At 36.0% G+C, this 19,293-nt stretch carries 17 protein-coding genes; 12 read left to right on the top strand and 5 right to left on the bottom strand.

Going from position 1 to position 19,293, the window contains the following annotated elements:
* Positions 1–37: 37 nt before the first annotated feature.
* Complete coding sequence (gene gatC, locus CPT03_RS04970; protein ID WP_099437806.1) at positions 38–328, bottom strand: Asp-tRNA(Asn)/Glu-tRNA(Gln) amidotransferase subunit GatC; 291 nt, start codon at positions 326–328, stop codon at positions 38–40.
* A complete protein-coding gene (locus CPT03_RS04965) occupies positions 325–1,056 on the bottom strand; it encodes a lysophospholipid acyltransferase family protein (protein ID WP_099437805.1) in 732 nt (243 codons plus the stop codon). The genes gatC and CPT03_RS04965 overlap by 4 nt, the downstream gene beginning before the upstream one ends.
* A gap of 138 nt (positions 1,057–1,194) precedes the next feature.
* Here CPT03_RS04965 and trpS point away from each other — a divergent pair, with 138 nt between their 5' ends.
* The 10 genes from trpS (at position 1,195) to CPT03_RS04915 (ending at position 15,879) form a co-directional block, all read left to right on the top strand.
* Positions 1,195–2,193 (top strand): tryptophan--tRNA ligase, encoded by a 999-nt coding sequence (gene trpS / locus CPT03_RS04960; RefSeq protein ID WP_099437804.1) that lies wholly within the window; start codon positions 1,195–1,197, stop codon positions 2,191–2,193.
* 45 nt (positions 2,194–2,238) lie between these two features.
* Positions 2,239–2,853 carry a deoxynucleoside kinase gene (locus CPT03_RS04955; RefSeq protein WP_099437803.1) on the top strand — a complete coding sequence of 205 codons (615 nt, stop codon included), beginning with the start codon at positions 2,239–2,241 and terminating at the stop codon, positions 2,851–2,853.
* Complete coding sequence (gene kdsB, locus CPT03_RS04950; RefSeq protein WP_099437802.1) at positions 2,854–3,588, top strand: 3-deoxy-manno-octulosonate cytidylyltransferase; 735 nt, start codon at positions 2,854–2,856, stop codon at positions 3,586–3,588.
* Positions 3,585–4,124, top strand: a complete 540-nt coding sequence (locus CPT03_RS04945; protein ID WP_099437801.1) for a hypothetical protein — start codon at positions 3,585–3,587, stop codon at positions 4,122–4,124. Before kdsB ends, CPT03_RS04945 begins: the two co-directional genes overlap by 4 nt.
* Positions 4,125–4,442: 318 nt before the next feature.
* Positions 4,443–7,211, top strand: a complete 2,769-nt coding sequence (locus tag CPT03_RS04940) for an outer membrane beta-barrel family protein (protein ID WP_099437800.1) — start codon at positions 4,443–4,445, stop codon at positions 7,209–7,211.
* A 56-nt stretch (positions 7,212–7,267) separates the two neighbouring features.
* The gene (locus CPT03_RS04935) at positions 7,268–7,978 is read left to right on the top strand and encodes a GLPGLI family protein (RefSeq protein WP_245869976.1); all 711 of its coding nucleotides are present in this window, start codon (positions 7,268–7,270) and stop codon (positions 7,976–7,978) included.
* 194 nt (positions 7,979–8,172) lie between these two features.
* Positions 8,173–9,789 carry a CTP synthase gene (locus CPT03_RS04930; protein WP_099437798.1) on the top strand — a complete coding sequence of 539 codons (1,617 nt, stop codon included), beginning with the start codon at positions 8,173–8,175 and terminating at the stop codon, positions 9,787–9,789.
* 20 nt (positions 9,790–9,809) lie between these two features.
* Positions 9,810–11,618, top strand: coding sequence for a membrane protein insertase YidC (gene yidC / locus CPT03_RS04925; RefSeq protein WP_099437797.1), 1,809 nt, complete (start codon positions 9,810–9,812; stop codon positions 11,616–11,618).
* A 153-nt stretch (positions 11,619–11,771) separates the two neighbouring features.
* Positions 11,772–14,555 (top strand): prolyl oligopeptidase family serine peptidase, encoded by a 2,784-nt coding sequence (locus CPT03_RS04920; protein ID WP_099437796.1) that lies wholly within the window; start codon positions 11,772–11,774, stop codon positions 14,553–14,555.
* Between the two features lie 52 nt (positions 14,556–14,607).
* Positions 14,608–15,879 (top strand): nucleoside recognition domain-containing protein, encoded by a 1,272-nt coding sequence (locus CPT03_RS04915; RefSeq protein WP_099437795.1) that lies wholly within the window; start codon positions 14,608–14,610, stop codon positions 15,877–15,879.
* Here CPT03_RS04915 and CPT03_RS04910 read toward each other — a convergent pair.
* Positions 15,865–16,107: a hypothetical protein gene (locus CPT03_RS04910; RefSeq protein ID WP_099437794.1), complete on the bottom strand. Its 243-nt coding sequence runs from the start codon at positions 16,105–16,107 to the stop codon at positions 15,865–15,867. The genes CPT03_RS04915 and CPT03_RS04910 overlap by 15 nt on opposite strands.
* Positions 16,108–16,264: 157 nt before the next feature.
* Here CPT03_RS04910 and CPT03_RS04905 point away from each other — a divergent pair, with 157 nt between their 5' ends.
* Positions 16,265–16,666 carry an OsmC family protein gene (locus CPT03_RS04905; protein WP_099437793.1) on the top strand — a complete coding sequence of 134 codons (402 nt, stop codon included), beginning with the start codon at positions 16,265–16,267 and terminating at the stop codon, positions 16,664–16,666.
* A gap of 63 nt (positions 16,667–16,729) precedes the next feature.
* Here CPT03_RS04905 and CPT03_RS04900 read toward each other — a convergent pair whose 3' ends face one another.
* The gene (locus tag CPT03_RS04900) at positions 16,730–17,095 is read right to left on the bottom strand and encodes a PleD family two-component system response regulator (protein ID WP_099437792.1); all 366 of its coding nucleotides are present in this window, start codon (positions 17,093–17,095) and stop codon (positions 16,730–16,732) included.
* Positions 17,096–17,284: 189 nt separating this feature from the next.
* Between CPT03_RS04900 and CPT03_RS04895 the strand changes: the two genes are divergently transcribed.
* On the top strand, positions 17,285–18,655 hold the full coding sequence (locus tag CPT03_RS04895; RefSeq protein WP_099437791.1) for an exonuclease domain-containing protein: 1,371 nt from the start codon (positions 17,285–17,287) through the stop codon (positions 18,653–18,655).
* Between the two features lies 1 nt (position 18,656).
* Here the strand turns inward: CPT03_RS04895 and CPT03_RS04890 are convergent, their stop codons facing one another.
* A complete protein-coding gene (locus tag CPT03_RS04890; protein ID WP_099437790.1) occupies positions 18,657–19,124 on the bottom strand; it encodes a YciI family protein in 468 nt (155 codons plus the stop codon).
* Positions 19,125–19,293 lie beyond the last annotated feature (169 nt).

Here is a 19,293-nt window from a genome sequence, read left to right as displayed (position 1 = left end):
TTAGATGACACTTAACACCCTAATGTTACACCCCAGCTTATTTTTCTATGATTTTAGGAACAAAGAAGAAGCTTTCGTTATGCTTTGCAGCATTCTTCAATCCATCTTCAATTGTAATTTCCTGCTTCACTACATCCTCTCGCCAAATGTTTTCTTCCGGATTCATATAAACCAAAGGCTTTACACCGGTTGTATCCAACTCATTTAACTTCTCCATAAATGTAAGTATCTTATTCATGTCGGCAATCAATGTATCAACTTCTTTATCTTCAATAGCTATTCTGGCTAAATCAGCAACTTTATTTATGGTTTGCTTATCTATAATCATTTATCAGCAAGTTTACTGTTTATTAAATCAAAAACCCGGTTCTTTAATACATCAAAGTCATCTACTCCCAAATCTTCAGTACCTATCGGTTTGTGGATGTAAATATCGCAAATTCCCGGACTTGTTCCATATTTTGAACCATCATCCCACATTCTTTTCCAAATATTAACCATACTTACCGGAACAATAGGTATATTTTTTTCAATAGCCAGCCTGAAGGGTCCGTTCTTAAACGGGATTGTTTTAGGGGGATACTGATCTTCTATCCTTCCTTCCGGAAAAATAATCAGACTCATTCCCTTTTCCAGATTATCCCCTGCCTTTTTAAACGCTCTGAATGCCGATATCTTACTTTCCCGCTTAACCGGAACATCAATAGTATTAAAAAACAGCTTTAAAACAGGGTTAGCCAGCAATTCCTCTTTCCCCATAAAATGAAAGCGCCCCTTTGCAATTACGCAAAGTATCATAATATCAAAATTGGAAGTGTGATTTGCACAATAGATATAAGCCTGATCGCTTTTTATAACTCCCTCGAACTTAACCCGATATACCAATCCTATAAAAAAACTACAAATCATGCTGTTCCATTTACGCAGCCTGTTCATCAGATCGTAATACTTCGGATTTCTTGAAGCCAGATAATAAAACGGATAAAACAAGGCCGAAAATACAAAAAGAACAAATAAGGAATAAATGCGGTGCAGGTGTCTGAGAAGTTTGATCATTAAATTCAAACATACAAATTTTTAGAATTCAAATCATTAAAGTAATGGCGCTGTGAAAATAATTAGCCAATTAAAGAAATAAGGATAAAAATGAAATTATAAGCAGGTCGAATTACGGTTTTTTATTAATTTCGGCCTATGAAAGAAACGGTAGTTAGTGGCATTCGTCCAACAGGGAAATTACACTTAGGAAATTATTTTGGTGCAGTCACCAACTTTGTAAAAATGCAGTATGATTACAACTGCTATTTTTTTATCGCTGATCTTCATTCTTTAACAACTCATCCCACTCCTCAGGATCTGCATGGCTACGTTAGGCATGTTCTGGTAGAATACCTTGCCTGCGGAATTGACCCGGAAGAAACAACAATCTATATCCAGTCTGATGTTCCGGAAGTTGCTGAACTGTATTTATACCTTAATATGAATGCTTATATGGGCGAGTTGGAAAGAAGCACATCATTTAAAGATAAAGTAAGATCTCAGCCAGATAACGTTAATGCAGGTTTATTAACCTACCCTACCTTAATGGCTGCTGATATTTTGATACATAAAGCTACAAAAGTACCGGTTGGAAAGGACCAGGAACAACACCTGGAATTTACACGTACTTTTGGGAACCGCTTTAACAGGCTATATAACTCAGAATATTTCCCTGAGGCTTTTGCATTTAACTATTCACAAAATCTGGTTAAAGTACCCGGATTAGATGGCAATGGAAAAATGAGCAAATCAAGCGGAGAAGGAAACTGCATCTATTTATCAGACAGTCCTGAAGTTATCCGTAAAAAAGTATCGCGTGCAGTAACAGATAGTGGGCCTTCAGAAGAAAATCAAACAAAACCTGAAGCGATCCAGAATCTTTTTGATTTAATGAAAATTGTTTCGCCTGCTGATACACTTGAGCATTTTGACGGATTATACAATAAAATGGGAATTCGTTATGGCGACTTCAAGAAACAATTGGCTGAAGATATGATTGTTTTTAATACACCTATACGTGAACGTATAGAGGAGCTTTCTAAAGATAGTTCATACTTGCGTCAGGTAGCCATACATGGCGCTTTAAAAGCAAGAGAAAGCGCACAAAAAACGATAAGAGAAGTTAGAGAATTAATTGGTTTCAAATCATTTTAACTTATTGGGTAAAATAACTACCTTAATAATCTTCAATAAAAGTATATGCACATAGCGATAGTAGGAAATATAGGAGCCGGAAAAACCACTTTAACCGGCTTACTTGCTAAGAATTATGGTTGGGAAGCTTTGTACGAAGCTGTAGATAATAACCCTTACCTAGAAGACTTTTACAGCGATATGAAAAGGTGGAGTTTTAATCTTCAAATCTACTTTCTTAATAGCCGTTTTCAGCAAATCGTAGACATACAGAACTTTAACAGAAACGTTATACAGGACAGGACTATATATGAGGACGCTCATATCTTTGCAGATAATTTGCATGATATGGGATTGATGACGACCAGAGATCATCAAAACTATAAGGCAATTTTTGCCAATGTTACCTCGTTCATTAAACCTCCTGACTTGCTTGTTTACCTTAGGGCATCTGTACCAACCCTTGTAAACAACATCCAGCGCCGCGGCAGAGAATATGAAGCTGGCATCAGAATAGATTACCTTTCTAAATTAAATGAAAAGTATGAAGCCTGGATTAAAGACTATAAACTAGGGAACCTGCTTATTCTTGATAAGGATAAACTGGATTTTACCAACAACCCTGAAGATCTGGGAACGATAATACAAGCTATAGAAGCTGAAATAAACGGATTATTTTAAATGAAAATTCTTGGAATTATACCTGCCAGATATGCCTCAACCCGCTTTCCGGGCAAACCTTTAGTTCAGATCAAAGGAAAAAGTATGATCCAAAGGGTTTATGAACAGGCCGGCAAAGCCAAAAGCTTATCGGAAGTGATAGTGGCAACCGACGATGAACGTATTGCTAATGAAGTACAAAGCTTTGGGGGTAAGTTCATTTTCACTGCCAGTACTCATTTAAGTGGTACAGATCGCTGTGCAGAAGTAGCTGCTACTGTTTCTGGCTATGATGCAATTATAAATATACAAGGCGATGAACCATATATAAATCCGGAACAGATTGACCTCCTTGCTTCCTGCTTTATCGAAAAGGATGTGCAACTGGCTACATTAATAAAAAAAATACATACAGAAAACGAGCTTTTCAATATCAATATCCCTAAGGTTGTTATTAATACTAAAGGTGAGGCTACCTATTTTAGCAGGCAAACCATTCCATATGTAAGAAATCAGGAAAAGGAAAACTGGTTAAATACCCATCAGTTTTACAAACATATTGGCATTTATGGTTACACCTACCCTGTTCTTTTGGAAATTACCAAACTCGCTCCTTCATCTTTAGAACTTGCAGAAAATTTGGAACAATTAAGATGGATAGAAAATGGATACAGGATCAAAACCAAAGTAACAGAAATTGAAACTATTGCTATAGATACTCCTGAAGACCTTATTAAAATAAACAACGGCGTATGAAACAGTTAATAACCTGCTTTTTTCTCTGCACTATTCTTTTAATTGCCTGTAACAGTACTGATAAAAACAATGTAGCAGCAAAAGATCTGGTTAAATCTGTAACTAAGCCTTTTAGTGACTCTTTAAAAGCTGACACCTTTAAGGTTCAAATATTGGGTGATAAACCCGAAAATATGTATCTGGCATTTTCTATTAACTCTTTTGAGGGCAAACAGATTTATGATGTAGATATTAAAGCTGCTGAATTATTCAAGAATTATATTGCTACCATAGATCTTACCAAAAAGAAAAACCAGATCAAATTTCTGGAGGATGAAGTGAACCGTTTTTTTGACGATGAGAACTTTATGGAGCCTGCAGTAGATGAAACTGATACACCTGACGAGAACGTACCGGATAAAGAATTTTACGAGGAACTTAAAAAAACCAGGTTAAATGGTTTTATTTACCGATTAGGTAAAGAGACCAAAAATTATATAGCCTGGTCTGAAAAAGAAAGTAAGGTAAAAATCTATTATACCTGCTGCACCAAGTAAAATCTTATATTTTAATATAAATTCCTATCAACACAATAAATGCTTATTTGATACGTTAAAAGGCATTCTTCTAAAATTGTTGAAAATAATTGAAAAAAATATTATGATAATTTTAAATTTAACACTATGTTTATATAACGAAATAAAAAGAACCACTTAATAGCTTATAAATAAACAACCTAGAATATTCTAACCAAATATACTTTAAAGAAAGAGCCCGAAAATTTTCGGGCCTTTTTTTTATCTGTCTGTCATAAAAACCTCAAGTTGTCAAAAAACATTATTTTAGCTCTAATAATAAATGTCATCCGATAATTTATGCTTAAGAGGTTATCCATTTTCATTTTCCTAACCCTATCTTACCTCACCGTAACTGCCCAAAAAGCAACCGTTACAGGGCGGGTTATTGATACATTGGAAAAAAGAGATCTGGAGCATAGTTCAGTACTTTTATTAAGATCAGCTGATTCTATAATGGTTAAAACAACCAGAACAAACTCAGAAGGAAGGTTTGAATTTAAAAATGTTGCCAAAGGAGATTATAAACTGCTGATCACCTTTCCTAAAATGGCCGACTATATTACTAACCTGAGGCTTTCTGATACTTCGCATATTAAACTTGGCGACATAAAAATGGAGCTTAAATCAAAACTTTTAAGTGAAATAGTAATACAGGCAAAAAGCGCTGTACGCATGAAAGGTGATACACTGGTGTTTCAGGCCGATAGTTTTGCTGTGCGTACCAATGCCAATGTTCAGGAATTACTAAAAAGGTTGCCCGGGGTTGCTGTAGATAAAAATGGGAATATAAAAGCACAGGGTAAAGATGTTAAAACAGTTTTAGTTGACGGTGATGAGTTTTTTGGCGACGACCCGCTGTTAGCTACAAAATATTTAAAGGCCAATGCGGTTGAAGAAGTTCAGGTTTTTGATAAAAAAAGCAAAGCAGCTGAGCTTACAGGGATAGATGATGGTATAAAAAATAAAACCATCAACATTAAATTAAAAGAAAATGCCAAGAACGGATATCTGGCATCGCTGGATGCAAATCAGGGCAACAATAAGTTTAGAGATTATGGTGCAATGATGGGTATTTTTAAAAGTAAACTCAAAGCCGCGGTATATGGAACTTATTCGAATCTTACTAACGATTCTAAAATTAACCGGTCTATGCGCAAGCTTAAAGGTGAAGATTACGATGTAATTGAGGTTGGTGACGATGGCAGTTCGGTAATGTACTCTTCTGGGGGTGATGACGATGAAGATTACAGCTCCCCTACCAGTGGCTTGCCTAATAATTTTAATATGGGCGGGCACTTTGCCGATAGGTTTGAAAACAATACCATGGGTATAAAACTTAATTTTAAAGGTTTTGATTATAAAAACAAGAACATAAGAACTTCTAAATCAGAAGAACTCTTGCCCAACGGATCGTTATTTTCAAGTTCAGGAAGAAAGGAAGACAGGTCGAAAAATACGGGCGAGAGTTTAAGGGGTGGTTATACCTATAATATAGATTCACTTTCGACACTAAAAATAGCTTTTGGAGCAAAACAAAACAGAAATCAGTTAAACTCCACCAGTGATGATTTTACAAGAGATCAGAGAGGCCTATTTATCAGTACCAACAGACAAACCAATACCGGATCAGGCCACAGTGAGGCTTTTAATGGAAACATCAACTGGTCAAGAAGATTTAAAAAAAGAGGAAGAACACTTTCAATAGACCTCCAGCCGGAGAACCTGTCGAGTAAAAACATTGAGAAAAGTATAAATCAAACAAAATATTACGATAATAATGGTAGCGAAAACCGGGTCGAAAACACCAACCTGAATAAAGACAATGCAAATGAACAAAACTCAATAGGCACAAGAGTAAGTTATACTGAGCCCTTGTCAAAAAGATGGACTTTAGAAGCCGGGTACAGCTTTAAAACCATATCATCAAGCAGTTACAGGCTTGTATCAGACAATAACATCAACAAAATAGACTCTTTAAGTAATAACTTTAAGTTCATCAACTTTTCGAATGTTGGAAAAATAGTAACACAGTACAGGGTTAAAAATTTCTCTATATCAACAGGTATGGAGGCTACACAAACTAACTTTGAACTTAAAGACCTGGATAAGAAAAGTGATTTTGATCGTAACTATTTAAACTTGTCGCCCAGCACAAACCTCTTTTATAAAATAGACAACAACAGCAACTTATCTGTAAACTACAATGGTTATATGCAACAGCCAAGCATTAACCAGATACAACCAGTTAGACAATTAAATAATCCATTGTTTCAAATTGTAGGTAATTCATCCTTAAGGCCATCTTTTACCAATAACTTTAGCCTTTCTTACAACAGCTTTCAGTTTTCAACCGATCAGTACATATCTGGCTATTTTAGTTATGGCTTTACCAATAATGCTATTGTAGATACTGAAATAGTTGATGATTTTAATAAAAGGATTTCGAGCTACACCAACCTTAACGGAAACAATTCAATAGCAGGAAATGTATATTATTCCAAAGGTTTTCCGAAGTTAAACTTCCGCTTTGGAGTTGACCTTGGGTTTAATACTGCTAATAATCAGACTATTTTAAACTTTACCAGAAATAAAACCAGGAATACCCAGTTCAATTTAAGAACATCATTTAATTACTATACCCATAAGCTTGATTTAAGTTACACCCCATCGGCCAGCTTTATGTATGGCAAATCATCTATTGGTAGCTTAAATGATGGTAAAAGTTTAATTCATGACCACGAATTTTCTGCAACAGTACAATTACCTTATAAATTTGAGTTTAATACCACAATGTCCTTATCATTTCGCCCGGCCAATTCATCTTTCGATAGAGATTTGGATGTTGCAATATGGAATGGCTATCTTGCTACCAAGGTATTAAAAAACGAAGCGCTTGAAATTAAACTATCCATTACTGACATTCTTAATCAAAAAATTGGGTATAACAGGTATGTTGGTGGAAATATAAAAAGTGAAAGTACGTTTAGCTATATTCCTAGGTATGTATTATTTGGGATAAATTGGAATTTAAGTGGTAATTTTATTAAAAATTCCAGCGTTAAATAGCTAATAAATGAATAGGCCGGTTTTTTTTATTTCTTTTCTGTGTACTGCCTTTTAAATTGCTTGCCCAGCAGCTTTTTATCCCAAACGGAAAAATTACGTTCGAGAAAAAGATAAACATGGTGCGTGCCCTGTCGGAATTAGGTCTTTCAGACGATGTTAAAGCAAGCATGACCAAATATAAAAGCAACAACTGGGACCTTTATTTTGACCGCTCAAGATCTATATATAAAGCCCAGAAAAAGGACGACAATGACGATGACCTTATGTATTTTATGAGTCCTGGCGAATCAACCAATCAACTTTATGCAGATTACACCAACAAGACCAGGGTACTAAAGAAAAACCTAATGGGCGATGATTATCTGCTAAAAGATACCATACCTAAAATAAACTGGAAAATTATGCACGACATCCGTATTATTTCAGGATATGAATGTAGAAAAGCAATAGGCAGAATTAACGACACTGTATATGTTGTTGCTTTTTATACAGACGAAATTTTACTGCGTGGCGGCCCCGAAGGATTTAGTGGTTTACCCGGTATGATATTAGGCCTTGCAATACCCAGATTAAATACTACCTGGTTTGCTACCAAGGTTGAAGCGTTTACAAATTTCAATAACGAAATACAGCCCCCTACCAAGGGTAAAAGAGCCGAAACAGACCGTGAATTGAAGAAGTTAATTGAGCTATTTACCCGATACAACGGAAATAAAAACGAGAAACCCGAAGAAATACTTAAAACTATATATGGTTTTGTACTTTAAAAAGGCACCTATATATAATTGCTAGTCAGCACGTACACCACAAATTACATTAAGAAATTTATTGAAACATTTTTTGCTTTACGAATATTTAAAAAAAGAGCCTTAAAGCTTCGGTTTATTTGCTAACTTTGTATCCCGTACAAAAACAATAAGGACAGTATAAAAAACTGCCTTTATATCAGAAATTCACAAACATGACTAAGTATATTTTTGTTACGGGCGGTGTTACTTCCTCTTTGGGTAAGGGCATCATCTCCGCTTCATTAGCCAAATTATTACAAGCACGCGGCTACAGTGTAACCATTCAAAAGTTCGACCCGTATATCAATATCGATCCGGGAACGCTAAACCCTTACGAACATGGCGAATGCTATGTTACTGAAGATGGCGCAGAAACTGACCTTGACCTTGGACACTATGAGCGTTTCTTAAATGTTCCAACTACACAGGCTAACAACATTACTACTGGTCGTATTTATCAGAATGTAATTAATAAAGAAAGACAGGGCGAATACCTTGGTAAAACTGTGCAGGTAGTACCTCATATTACTGACGAGATCAAAAAAAACATGCGCATTTTAGGCGATAGCGGTAAATATGATATCGTTATTACTGAGCTGGGCGGTACCGTTGGCGATATTGAATCTCTTCCTTTTATTGAAGCTGTACGTCAGTTTAAATGGGAAGAGGGCGCTAATAATGCTATAGTTATTCATTTAACATTAATCCCTTTCCTTGCAGCTGCCGGCGAATTAAAAACCAAACCTACACAACACTCTGTTAAAGCTTTGCTTGAATATGGTATACAGCCAGATATTTTGGTGTGCCGTACTGAGCACCATATTTCACAGGATATCCGTAAAAAGATTGCATTATTCTGTAATGTGAATGTTAATGCAGTTATTGAATCTATTGATGCATCATCAATCTATTCAGTTCCGTTGTTAATGATGAAAGAACAGCTGGATAAAACTGTACTTACTAAATTAAAACTTGCACATAAAAACGAACCTGATATGGAAAGCTGGAAAGATTTCCTTGGTCGTTTAAAAAACCCGACCTCAGAAGTAACTATTGGTGTTGTAGGTAAATATGTAGAATTACCTGATGCGTATAAATCTATAACCGAATCTTTTGTTCATGCAGGTGCAAAAAATGAATGTAAAGTGCGTGTTCAGTACATCCACTCAGAAAGTGTATACCCTGATAATGCAAAAGAAAAACTTGGTCACCTTGACGGCTTACTTGTTGCCCCTGGTTTTGGTAGCAGAGGTATTGAAGGAAAGATTGATGCAATTCAGTATGTAAGAGAAAACAATGTTCCTTTCTTTGGAATTTGTTTAGGTATGCAATGTTCAGTTATTGAATACGGCAGAAATGTACTTGGACTAAAAAATGCAAATACTACCGAAATTGATGAACACACTGAGCATCCGGTAATTAATATGATGGAAGACCAAAAGAATATTACCAATAAAGGTGGTACTATGCGTTTGGGTTCTTATCCATGCGACATTAAAAAAGGCACTAAAGCTTTCTCTGCTTATGGAAAGCAACACATTACCGAGCGTCACAGACATCGTTATGAGTTTAACAATGCTTATTTAAGTCAGTATGAAGAAGCTGGAATGATTGCTTCAGGTATCAATCCTCAAAGTAATCTTGTAGAAATTGTGGAACTTAAAAACCATCCTTTCTTTGTTGGCGGACAGTTTCACCCTGAATTAAAATCAACAGTTGCTAATCCTCACCCACTTTTTGTTAAATTTGTCGCCGCTGCGATGGAGTTTGCGAAGAAGAAAATAAAATAATACGCGTTTAATTAACAATAATGGATAGAAATACGTTTACAGGATTATTCCTGATCATGATTGTTCTGGCAGGTTCTTTCTACTTTTTTAAGCCAAGCGAGGCTGAAATCAAGAAAGAAAAGGAAAGAATAGCTGCTGATTCTACAAAGAATGCAACAGCCAATACCGCTGCAACCCAAGCTGCAGCTACAGTTGCTGCATTGCCAGCTGTTGATTCTGCGGCATTAAAAGGCCCTTTTGGTGGCAATATATCTGGTACAGAGCAAACCAGCGTTTTGGAAAACGAAAACTTAAAATTAACTTTCACAAACAAGGGTGGTAAAATCCTGTCTGTACAAGTTAAAGGACAAAAAACCTACGACGGTAAACCAGTGGTGTTGTTTGATGGCAACCAGAACAAATTTGGTTTAAACCTAAACATAGGAGGCAAAATAATAAGTACTAACGATTTGTACTTTACTGCATCTAAAAATGGAAACACCAGCGTAAGCATGCGTGCAAATTACGCTGGCGATAAGTACATTGAATATGTTTACGATTTAAAACCAAATAGCAACAAGGTTGGATTTAACATCAACCTAAATGGTTTAAATCAGGTTGTTCAAAACAATGCGATTACCTTAAACTGGGAAACTACGTTACTTGAACAAGAAAAATCAGGTAAAAAAGAACAGGAGCATTCAGCACCATATTATAAATATGCTAATGAAAACCCTAGCCATTTAAGTGTTGCCAAAGATGAAAAAGAAGAATTAAAAGAAGGAAAAATTGAATGGTTCTCTTTCAAACAACACTTTTTCTCGGCAGTATTAATACCAGCAGTTCCTTTTGATAAAGGTGATCTTGAAGTTAAAGTGAGTACACAACCAGGTCAGATTAAATGGTATGGTGCCAATATGCAGCTTACATTTAACCAATTGGCTGCCCAAAGCTATGCCATGGAGTTTTACTTTGGAACCAACAAATTCTCTACTTTAAAAGCTCAGGGACATGAGTTGGAAAAGCAAGTAGATATGGGATACTGGCCATTAAAATACATCAACAGATTTATTGTATTGCCTGTATTTAACTTCCTTGAAGGTTTTGGATGGAACTATGGCTTAATTATCCTTTTGCTAACTATTATGCTAAAGGTAGCCATGTCGCCACTAACTTATAAATCATACCTTTCTATGGCCAAGATGAGAATCTTGAAACCGGAAATGGATGAAATTAAAGCAAAAGTAGGCGAAGACAACCCAACCTTATTACAACAAGAATACTTGAAACTTTATAAACAAGTTGGTGTAAATCCATTAGGTGGCTGCTTACCAATGTTACTTCAGTTACCGTTTGTAATGGCCTTCTTCTTTTTCTTCCCTAACTTATTTGAGTTAAGAGGCGAAAGCTTCCTATGGATGAAGGATCTTTCTACATATGATGATTTCATTAAATTTGGTGTAAATATCCCTGTTTTAGGTAACCACTTAAGTTTAATGTGTATCCTGATGACGGTTTCGACATTAATTTATACCTATTTTAACAATCAGATTTCTGGTGCAACCGGTCAAATGAAATATATCGGTTACATTATGCCAATTGTGTTTTTAGGTGTATTAAATAGCTACCCTTCAGGTTTGAACTATTATTACTTCCTTGCCAACATGTTAACTTTTGCTCAGCAGTTCCTGATCAAATCTATGGTTGATGATGAGAAAATTCATAAAACATTACAGGACAATAAAGCAAAGCCTGTAGCAGAGAAAAAGAAATCAAGATTCAGTGCCAAACTTGAGGACTACATGCGTCAGCAACAACAAGCTCAGATTCAACAAAAGAAGAATAAGTAATTCTCCGCTATTATAAAATACCAAAATGGGGTGTATCATAAAATTTGATACACCCCATTTTTTTGTAAAATTTGATATACAATAAGGATATGTCTTAAAATTTTCTAATTTTTAAGCTTCTAGAACTAAACCGGGATAAAACAAACTTTAATTATGCAGAAATATCTACTTCTCACTCTCCTATTTTTTACAACGATCAGCTTTGCGCAAAAGAAACCACTTGACCATACAGTTTATGATAACTGGGAATCTATTGCTTCCAGAAAGTTATCAAATAATGGAAATTGGTCAGCTTACGCCATCGCAGTTCAGGAAGGTGATGCAAATTTATATTTAACTAATCTGCTAACCAATGCAAAAACTAAAATAAACAGAGCTGAAAATGCCCAGTTCAGTACCGACTCTAAATTTGTTGTTTTTGCCATAAAACCGTTTTACTCGGCAATTAGACAAGCAAAAATTAAAAAGAAAAAACCAGAAGAGATGCCAAAAGACTCTTTGGGAATTGCCAACCTTACCAATCTTGCCATTGCAAAAGTAGCTGGCGTAAAATCATTTAAACTACCTGAAGATGGCTTGGCACTATTAGCCTACCAGTTAGATAAACCAGCAGATACCTCAAAAAAAGACACTACAAAAAAGGATGACAAAGAAGGTTCTGATATGATTTTCAGAAACCTTGCAACAGGTACTGAGCGTACTTTTAAATATGTAAGTGAGTATGTTTTCAGTAAGGATGGTAAGCAATTGGCATTCGCATGTACAGGTTCAAAAAAAGATAAAGCGGCCCAAACAGGGGTTTTCCTTTTAAATACAGAAAAAGGTACGCTTAAAACATTGGTTAACGGAAAAGGTAATTTTAAAAACTTTGTGTTTGACGATGAAAGTGAATCCGTAGCATTTCTTGGAGAGAGAAGTCCAGAAAAAGCAGAAATTAAAGACTACTTTATATATTATAATTCACCATCATTAGATACTGCACAAGTTTTGGTAGACAATGAGATACCTGGCTTCCCAGCCAAATGGGCGGTTAGTGGCGACGGAAAATTAAGCTTCAACAAAGAAGCAACCAAGCTATTCTTTGGCATCGCCCCTATTAAAAAACCGAAAGACACTACGCTTATTGATTTTGAACATGCCAAGCTCGATGTATGGAGCTACAAAGATGATTACCTGCAGCCAATGCAGTTGAAAAATGCTGAAAAAGAATCGAAAAGAACATACTTAACTGCTATCGAAATTTTTAACAGCGACGTTAAAGTAGTGCCTTTAACAGATCTTAAACTTCCTGAAGCTAAATTAATTGATGAAGGTAACTCTAATTATGTACTGGCTGCAACAGATTTTGGAAACCGTATCCAATCACAATGGTCTGCAAATTCCATCAAAGACTATTATCTGGTAGATACAAAAACAGGATCAAGAAAAAAGATAATTGAGGGACTTATTGGGGATGCTAAACCTTCGCCTTCCGGAAAATATATACTTTATTTCGACAAAAAGACAGCCAACTGGTATACTTACAATATTTTAACCGCTAAGGTTACTCATTTAAATAATGGTTTAAATGTTAAGCTTGTTGACGAAGAAAATGATGTCCCAGATCAGCCTGATGCTTATGGCCTGGCTGCATGGACTGAAGAGGATAAGGCTGTTTTATTGTACGACAGATACGATATATGGGAGTTTTCTCCGGATGGAAAAAACGTGCCTAAGAACATCACTAATGGCTTTGGCAGACAAAACAACATTACCTTCCGTTATCAGCAATTAGATACCAATGCACGCTTTTTAAGTAAAAAAGAGGTAGTATTGCTTGATGCTTTTAACCATACAACTAAAGAAAACGGATATTACATAAAAAACATTGGCGACAATAAAAGCCCTGAGCTTCTTGTAATGGCTAAGTTTAAGTATTCAAATTTAGGAAAGGCTAAAGATGCTAATCGTTATATTTACGATAAAGCAAACTACTCCAATTCTCCCAATGTGTTCGTATCAACCGATATGAAAGCCGAGATTAAGTTAAGTAATACCAACCCACAGCAGCAAAACTACAACTGGGGAACTGCTGAGCTGGTAAACTGGACAACCCCCAAAGGTTTTAAATCAGATGGTATTCTTTACAAGCCTGAAAACTTTGATCCGGCTAAAAAATACCCGATGATTGTATATTTCTATGAAAAATTATCGAATGGGTTATATACATATCAGCCGCCGGCTCCAACCCCTTCCAGATTAAACATCTCCTATTTTGTAAGTAATGGATATTTGGTTTTTGCTCCAGACATTAGTTACGAAAATGGATATCCAGGAAAATCTGCAGAGGAATTTATCAATTCAGGTGTCGAATTTTTAAAGAAAAATCCATGGGTTGATGGAACTAAAATCGGTATTCAGGGCCAAAGTTGGGGAGGCTATCAGGTAGCTCACCTTATCACCAGAACCAATATGTATGCTGCAGCCTGGGCAGGTGCACCGGTAGTAAATATGACTTCTGCTTATGGTGGTATCCGTTGGGAAAGCGGCATGAACAGACAGTTTCAATACGAAAAAACACAGAGCAGAATTGGTGGTACATTATGGGAAAAACCAGAGCTCTATATAGAAAACTCTCCTTTATTTGCCTTACCTAAAGTAACAACACCTGTAGTAATTATGGCCAATGATGCCGATGGTGCTGTGCCATGGTATCAGGGGATTGAAATGTTTACAGGTTTAAGGAGGTTAGGCAAGCCGGTATGGATGTTAAACTACAATAATGAAGCACACAACCTTGTAAAACGCCAGAACAGAAAAGACATTCAGATACGCGAGCAGCAGTTTTTTGATTACTATTTAAAAGGGGCCAAAGCTCCGCTATGGATGACCCAGGGCATACCGGCAACTGAAAAAGGTAAAACATGGGGATTTGAACTTACTGACGAGAAGCCATAGGGATATATTATTAAAAATCCCTACATTAACATCGTAAACCTAATTTCCCCTAATGGCATTAAGCAGAATCTGGTCGGCCTTTATCATTGTTGCAATTGTTGTAGCCTCTGTAAAGTGCTTCTTTTTTGGACAATCTGACATATTTAACTGGATGGTCATTGGGAAAGCCAGTGACCCTGCAAATCCACTGAAACTTGATGGTATTATCGAAACCTGCTGGGTTTCTGTAGAGTTATGTCTTAAACTGGTAGGTATCCTGGCCTTGTTCATAGGTTTAATGAGCATTGCAGAGAAAGCAGGAGGAATTCGTTTGTTATCTCGTATAGTTGGGCCCTTCTTTTCTAAATTATTCCCAGATATTCCAAAAGGCCACCCATCTATGGGCCATATGATTATGAACTTTTCTGCAAACCTGTTAGGTCTTGATAATGCAGCTACTCCATTTGGTTTAAAAGCAATGGAAAGCCTGCAGGAATTAAACCCAAGTAAAGATACTGCATCAAATGCCCAGATCATGTTTCTATGTCTGCATGCAGCGGGGTTAAACTTAATTCCAGTTAGTGTTATTGCGATCAGAGCATCTCAAAATGCCTCTAATCCCACTGATATTTTTATTCCCTGCCTTATAGTAACTTTTGTGGGTACAATAGCAGCAATGCTCATTGTTTCTTTCAAGCAGAAAATAAACCTGCTGCAACCAGTAGTTATAGTCTGGATATTGAGCCTGTCATTCATTATTGCACTGTTAGTTTTATATATCGTTTCACTTAATGCTGAAGGAATAAAATCATTTTCAGGAATTTTAAGTAACGGACTTATACTACTTGTTTTCTTGCTGATTATTCTGGGTGCCCTTTATAAAAAAATTGATGTTTTTGATGCTTTTATAGAAGGTGCAAAAAATGGATTCGAAACTGCTGTTAAAATCATCCCCTATCTGGTAGGGATGCTGGTTGCCATAAGTTTGCTTCGCACAAGCGGTACCTTTGATGTAATAATTGGAGGAATTAAAGATTTCTTTTCATTTTTAGGAGCAGATACCAGATTTGTAGAGGGCTTGCCTACCGCTTTAATAAGGCCGCTTAGTGGTGGGGCTGCCAGAGGGATGATGGTGAGCACAATGGAAACATACGGGCCAGATTCATTTGCCAGCAGGCTTTCAGGAATATTCCAGGGTGCTTCTGATACCACCTTTTATGTAGTTGCTGTTTACTTTGGTTCTGTAAGCATCAAAAATACCCGATATGCCATCGGAGCAATGCTCCTGGCAGATCTTGTTGGTGTATGTACAGCAATTGGATTAGCTTATCTATTTTTTGGGTAGTTCAGTTGAAGTTATTCTACTGATGATCTGTTCCAAAGCAGATGGTTCTAAACTGGTGTGCTTAGAAAACCTCCATGTAGAAGTAGCATCTAACCAAACGCAGAAAGAGCGATAGCCATCTACTATTACGGCATAGGTTTCATGAAAATCATCCTGTATGCGCATACAGAATCCGTTTATGGGCTTGCCATGAACATCAAACCTGAAATTTAAATAGCTGGTTAACATACTCATATCTGGTTAGTTACATATAGAACAAATTAAGTCATAATATGTTTAATCTATTTTAACTGACTGCTATATTATTGTTAAATACCAAAGCTTAACTTAGGAATGCGAATACTTAAATTTAATTGTAGCTTTATCGGTATAACTTTAATACACAATGGCAGACAATCAAATTACCGCAATTACAGAGCTAGACAGATCTCATTATAAAACCAAAGTTTACGCAGGGGGGCATTTTATCTATTCAGATGAACCGGAATCAATCGGCGGGACAGATGAAGGCATGACGCCTGGAGCATTGCTACTGGCCAGCCTGGGTAGCTGCACAGCCATTACCGTAAGAATGTATGCAGATCGTAAACAATACAACCTGGATTCTATTAAAGTAGAATTAGCAATTTGTCAGGAAAAGGAAATGAATAAGGAAACAACCATTACACGAAAAATTAAACTAATTGGAGCCCTAACAGACGAGGAACGCGCACGTTTAATGCAAATAGCAGATAAGTGTCCAATCCATAAAATACTAACTAACCCAATAAAAATTGAGACCTCTTAATACTGTTAGCTAACTATATACAATTTAGTACTATGTATACAATAATTAGTACAGTACAATAGATTAAGCGGCAAACTGTGCCTTCACTTTTCTAACCAGACTATCTATATCAAATGGTTTTGAAAGGAAATCATTTGGCGAGCCTGGTAACTGTAAAAAGCTCTGAAGATTGTGGCTGGCTGATATCATTACCACAGGGATATTTTTAAACAAAGAGTGTGATTTTATTGCTTTACAAATATCTCTGCCATCAACTCCACCAAGCATAACATCCAGCAACACCAGATCAGGTTTTAACGATGATATTACATTAAGTACATTTCTTCCATTGGTTAAAGTAGATACTTCAAATCCCTCATCCTCTAGTACAATCTTAATAATATCAACTATATCCCTATCGTCATCAACCGCTAATATTTTTCTAGACATTTCATTTTCCCTTTTCCTTTAGTATTAGCCATTTATATGCCACTCTTATCATTATTGTTAATTATATATTAAAAAATGATCTGGGACAATTTTTGTGGAACTTATTTACTAAAAACACTAAACCTCAATAATTTTATTAATTACTAAAATTATTAGCATATTTACATTTTACAAAGGCTTATAAAAATCATGCTTTACGCGGTAGTAGATATAGAAACAACAGGTGGCTTTGCTTCAGGAAATGGAATCACAGAGATTTCGATCTTAATTCATGATGGTGTTTCGGTAATTGATACTTTTGAAACACTAATCAATCCGGCACGGGAAATACCTGAATATATCCAGGCGTTAACAGGCATAAGCAATGAAATGGTAATGGATGCACCCGTGTTTAACGACATAGCACCAAAAATATATGAACTATTGCATAACAAAACCTTCGTAGCCCATAATGTAAATTTCGATTACTCCTTTGTTAAGCATCAGTTATCATTAGCTGGCTATCAGCTTCAGGTCAATAAACTTTGTACGGTAAGGCTAAGTCGTAAAATATTACCAGGGCACCGTTCTTATAGCCTTGGTAAACTTTGTACTGCTTTAGGGATAGAAATAAACAACAGGCACCGCGCAGGTGGAGATGCTACTGCTACAGCAATTCTATTTGGTATGCTATTACAAGCCGATGCAGAGGGAATTATCAACCAATCTTTAAATAAGGCTTCAAAAGAACAGGTGCTACCTCCCAATTTGCCAAAATCAGAGATAGAAAAACTACCTCTAAACCCTGGTGTGTATTATTTTAAAGACCAAAAGGGAAAAGTTATTTACATTGGAAAAGCCAAAAGTATAAAAAAGCGTGTTTGCTCACATTTTACAGGTTATAGCACAACTAAGCAACGTCAGGATTTCCTTAAAGATATTTACAGTATAGATTTTGAAGTATGCGGTACAGAGCTGATGGCCTTTATTTTAGAAGCCTCTGAAATAAAAAAATTATGGCCGGCAAACAATCGTGCATTAAAACGTTTTGAACAGAAATATTGTCTCTATACCTTCGAAGATCAGAAAGGCTATTTAAGATTAGGTATTGATAAGTTTAAGAAAAGCGTACCTGTCCTATATAGTTTTAATACTATACTGGAAGGACATAATCTTTTAAAAGCATTAATAAAAGAGCACTTATTATGTGAAAAGCTCTGTTTTATTCAAAAAAACAGACAGGCCTGCACAGCCCATCAAGAAGGTAACTGTGCTGGTGCTTGTGTGGGTAAAGAATCGGCTGCTGCTTACAACGTACGGGTCAAATATGCCATTCAGGATCTAAAAAAAATGTTGCCAACTTTTGCTGTTATTGACAAAGGAAGAACTGAGGATGAACAAAGCTGTTTACTTGTTGAAGAAGGAAAATTCTATGGCATGGGATACATTTCACATCATACTGATATTAATGCACCTGAGGAGCTAAAATCAGCTCTGCAACCCTACCCTTCTAACGACTATATACTTCACATGATACTATCTCATGCCGCACAATTCCCCCAAAAGAAAATAGCAATTTAAACTAATGGCTTTTCTTCTCTATTTTACTGTGAATTTTTAAAGTCTCCTTTAAAGCTGCAGAACCATACCATGGGTAATACTCTGCTGTCATTACTTTACTTATAATTACAGGGTCTGTCTCTACCAGCTTCTGTGCTTCATCAGAGCTTTCTACATCAAAAATAAAAATACCGCGATAAGCATTCTCATTTTTACCAAGCGGTCCGGCAACAATTAGCTTTCCCTCCTTAGCCAGTCTGCCTATATTATTCATATGTCCCTTAAAAATACTATCTAACGAAGCTTTAGGTAAATCTTTAGCACTGCCTGTTTTTAGAATTACCAGAATATACTTCTTCATTCCGTAATCATCAGCTTTAAGCTCCTTAGCTAATTTTTCATCGTAATTTTTATTTACCTCCTGAGCTGCCGCATTATAAGAAATAAGTGCAATACAGGTTAAAAAGGCCATTATTGTGATTTTTTTCATCCTAATATAGATTTGGTGAAACTGATTGCAAATGTATATTGAATTTAACGATTATAAATTGAATTTAAGAAAATATAAAGGGAGCTGTATAATATCAGAAAGTGCAAATAATAACAAATTAATGGCAGTATATTTTTCAAACCAACGCGGTAAATTCGTATTAATAACC

Source organism: Pedobacter ginsengisoli (genome assembly GCF_002736205.1).
GTDB classification, from domain to species: Bacteria; Bacteroidota; Bacteroidia; order Sphingobacteriales; family Sphingobacteriaceae; genus Pedobacter; species Pedobacter ginsengisoli_A.
This window is presented reverse-complemented; position numbering and strand designations above follow the sequence as displayed.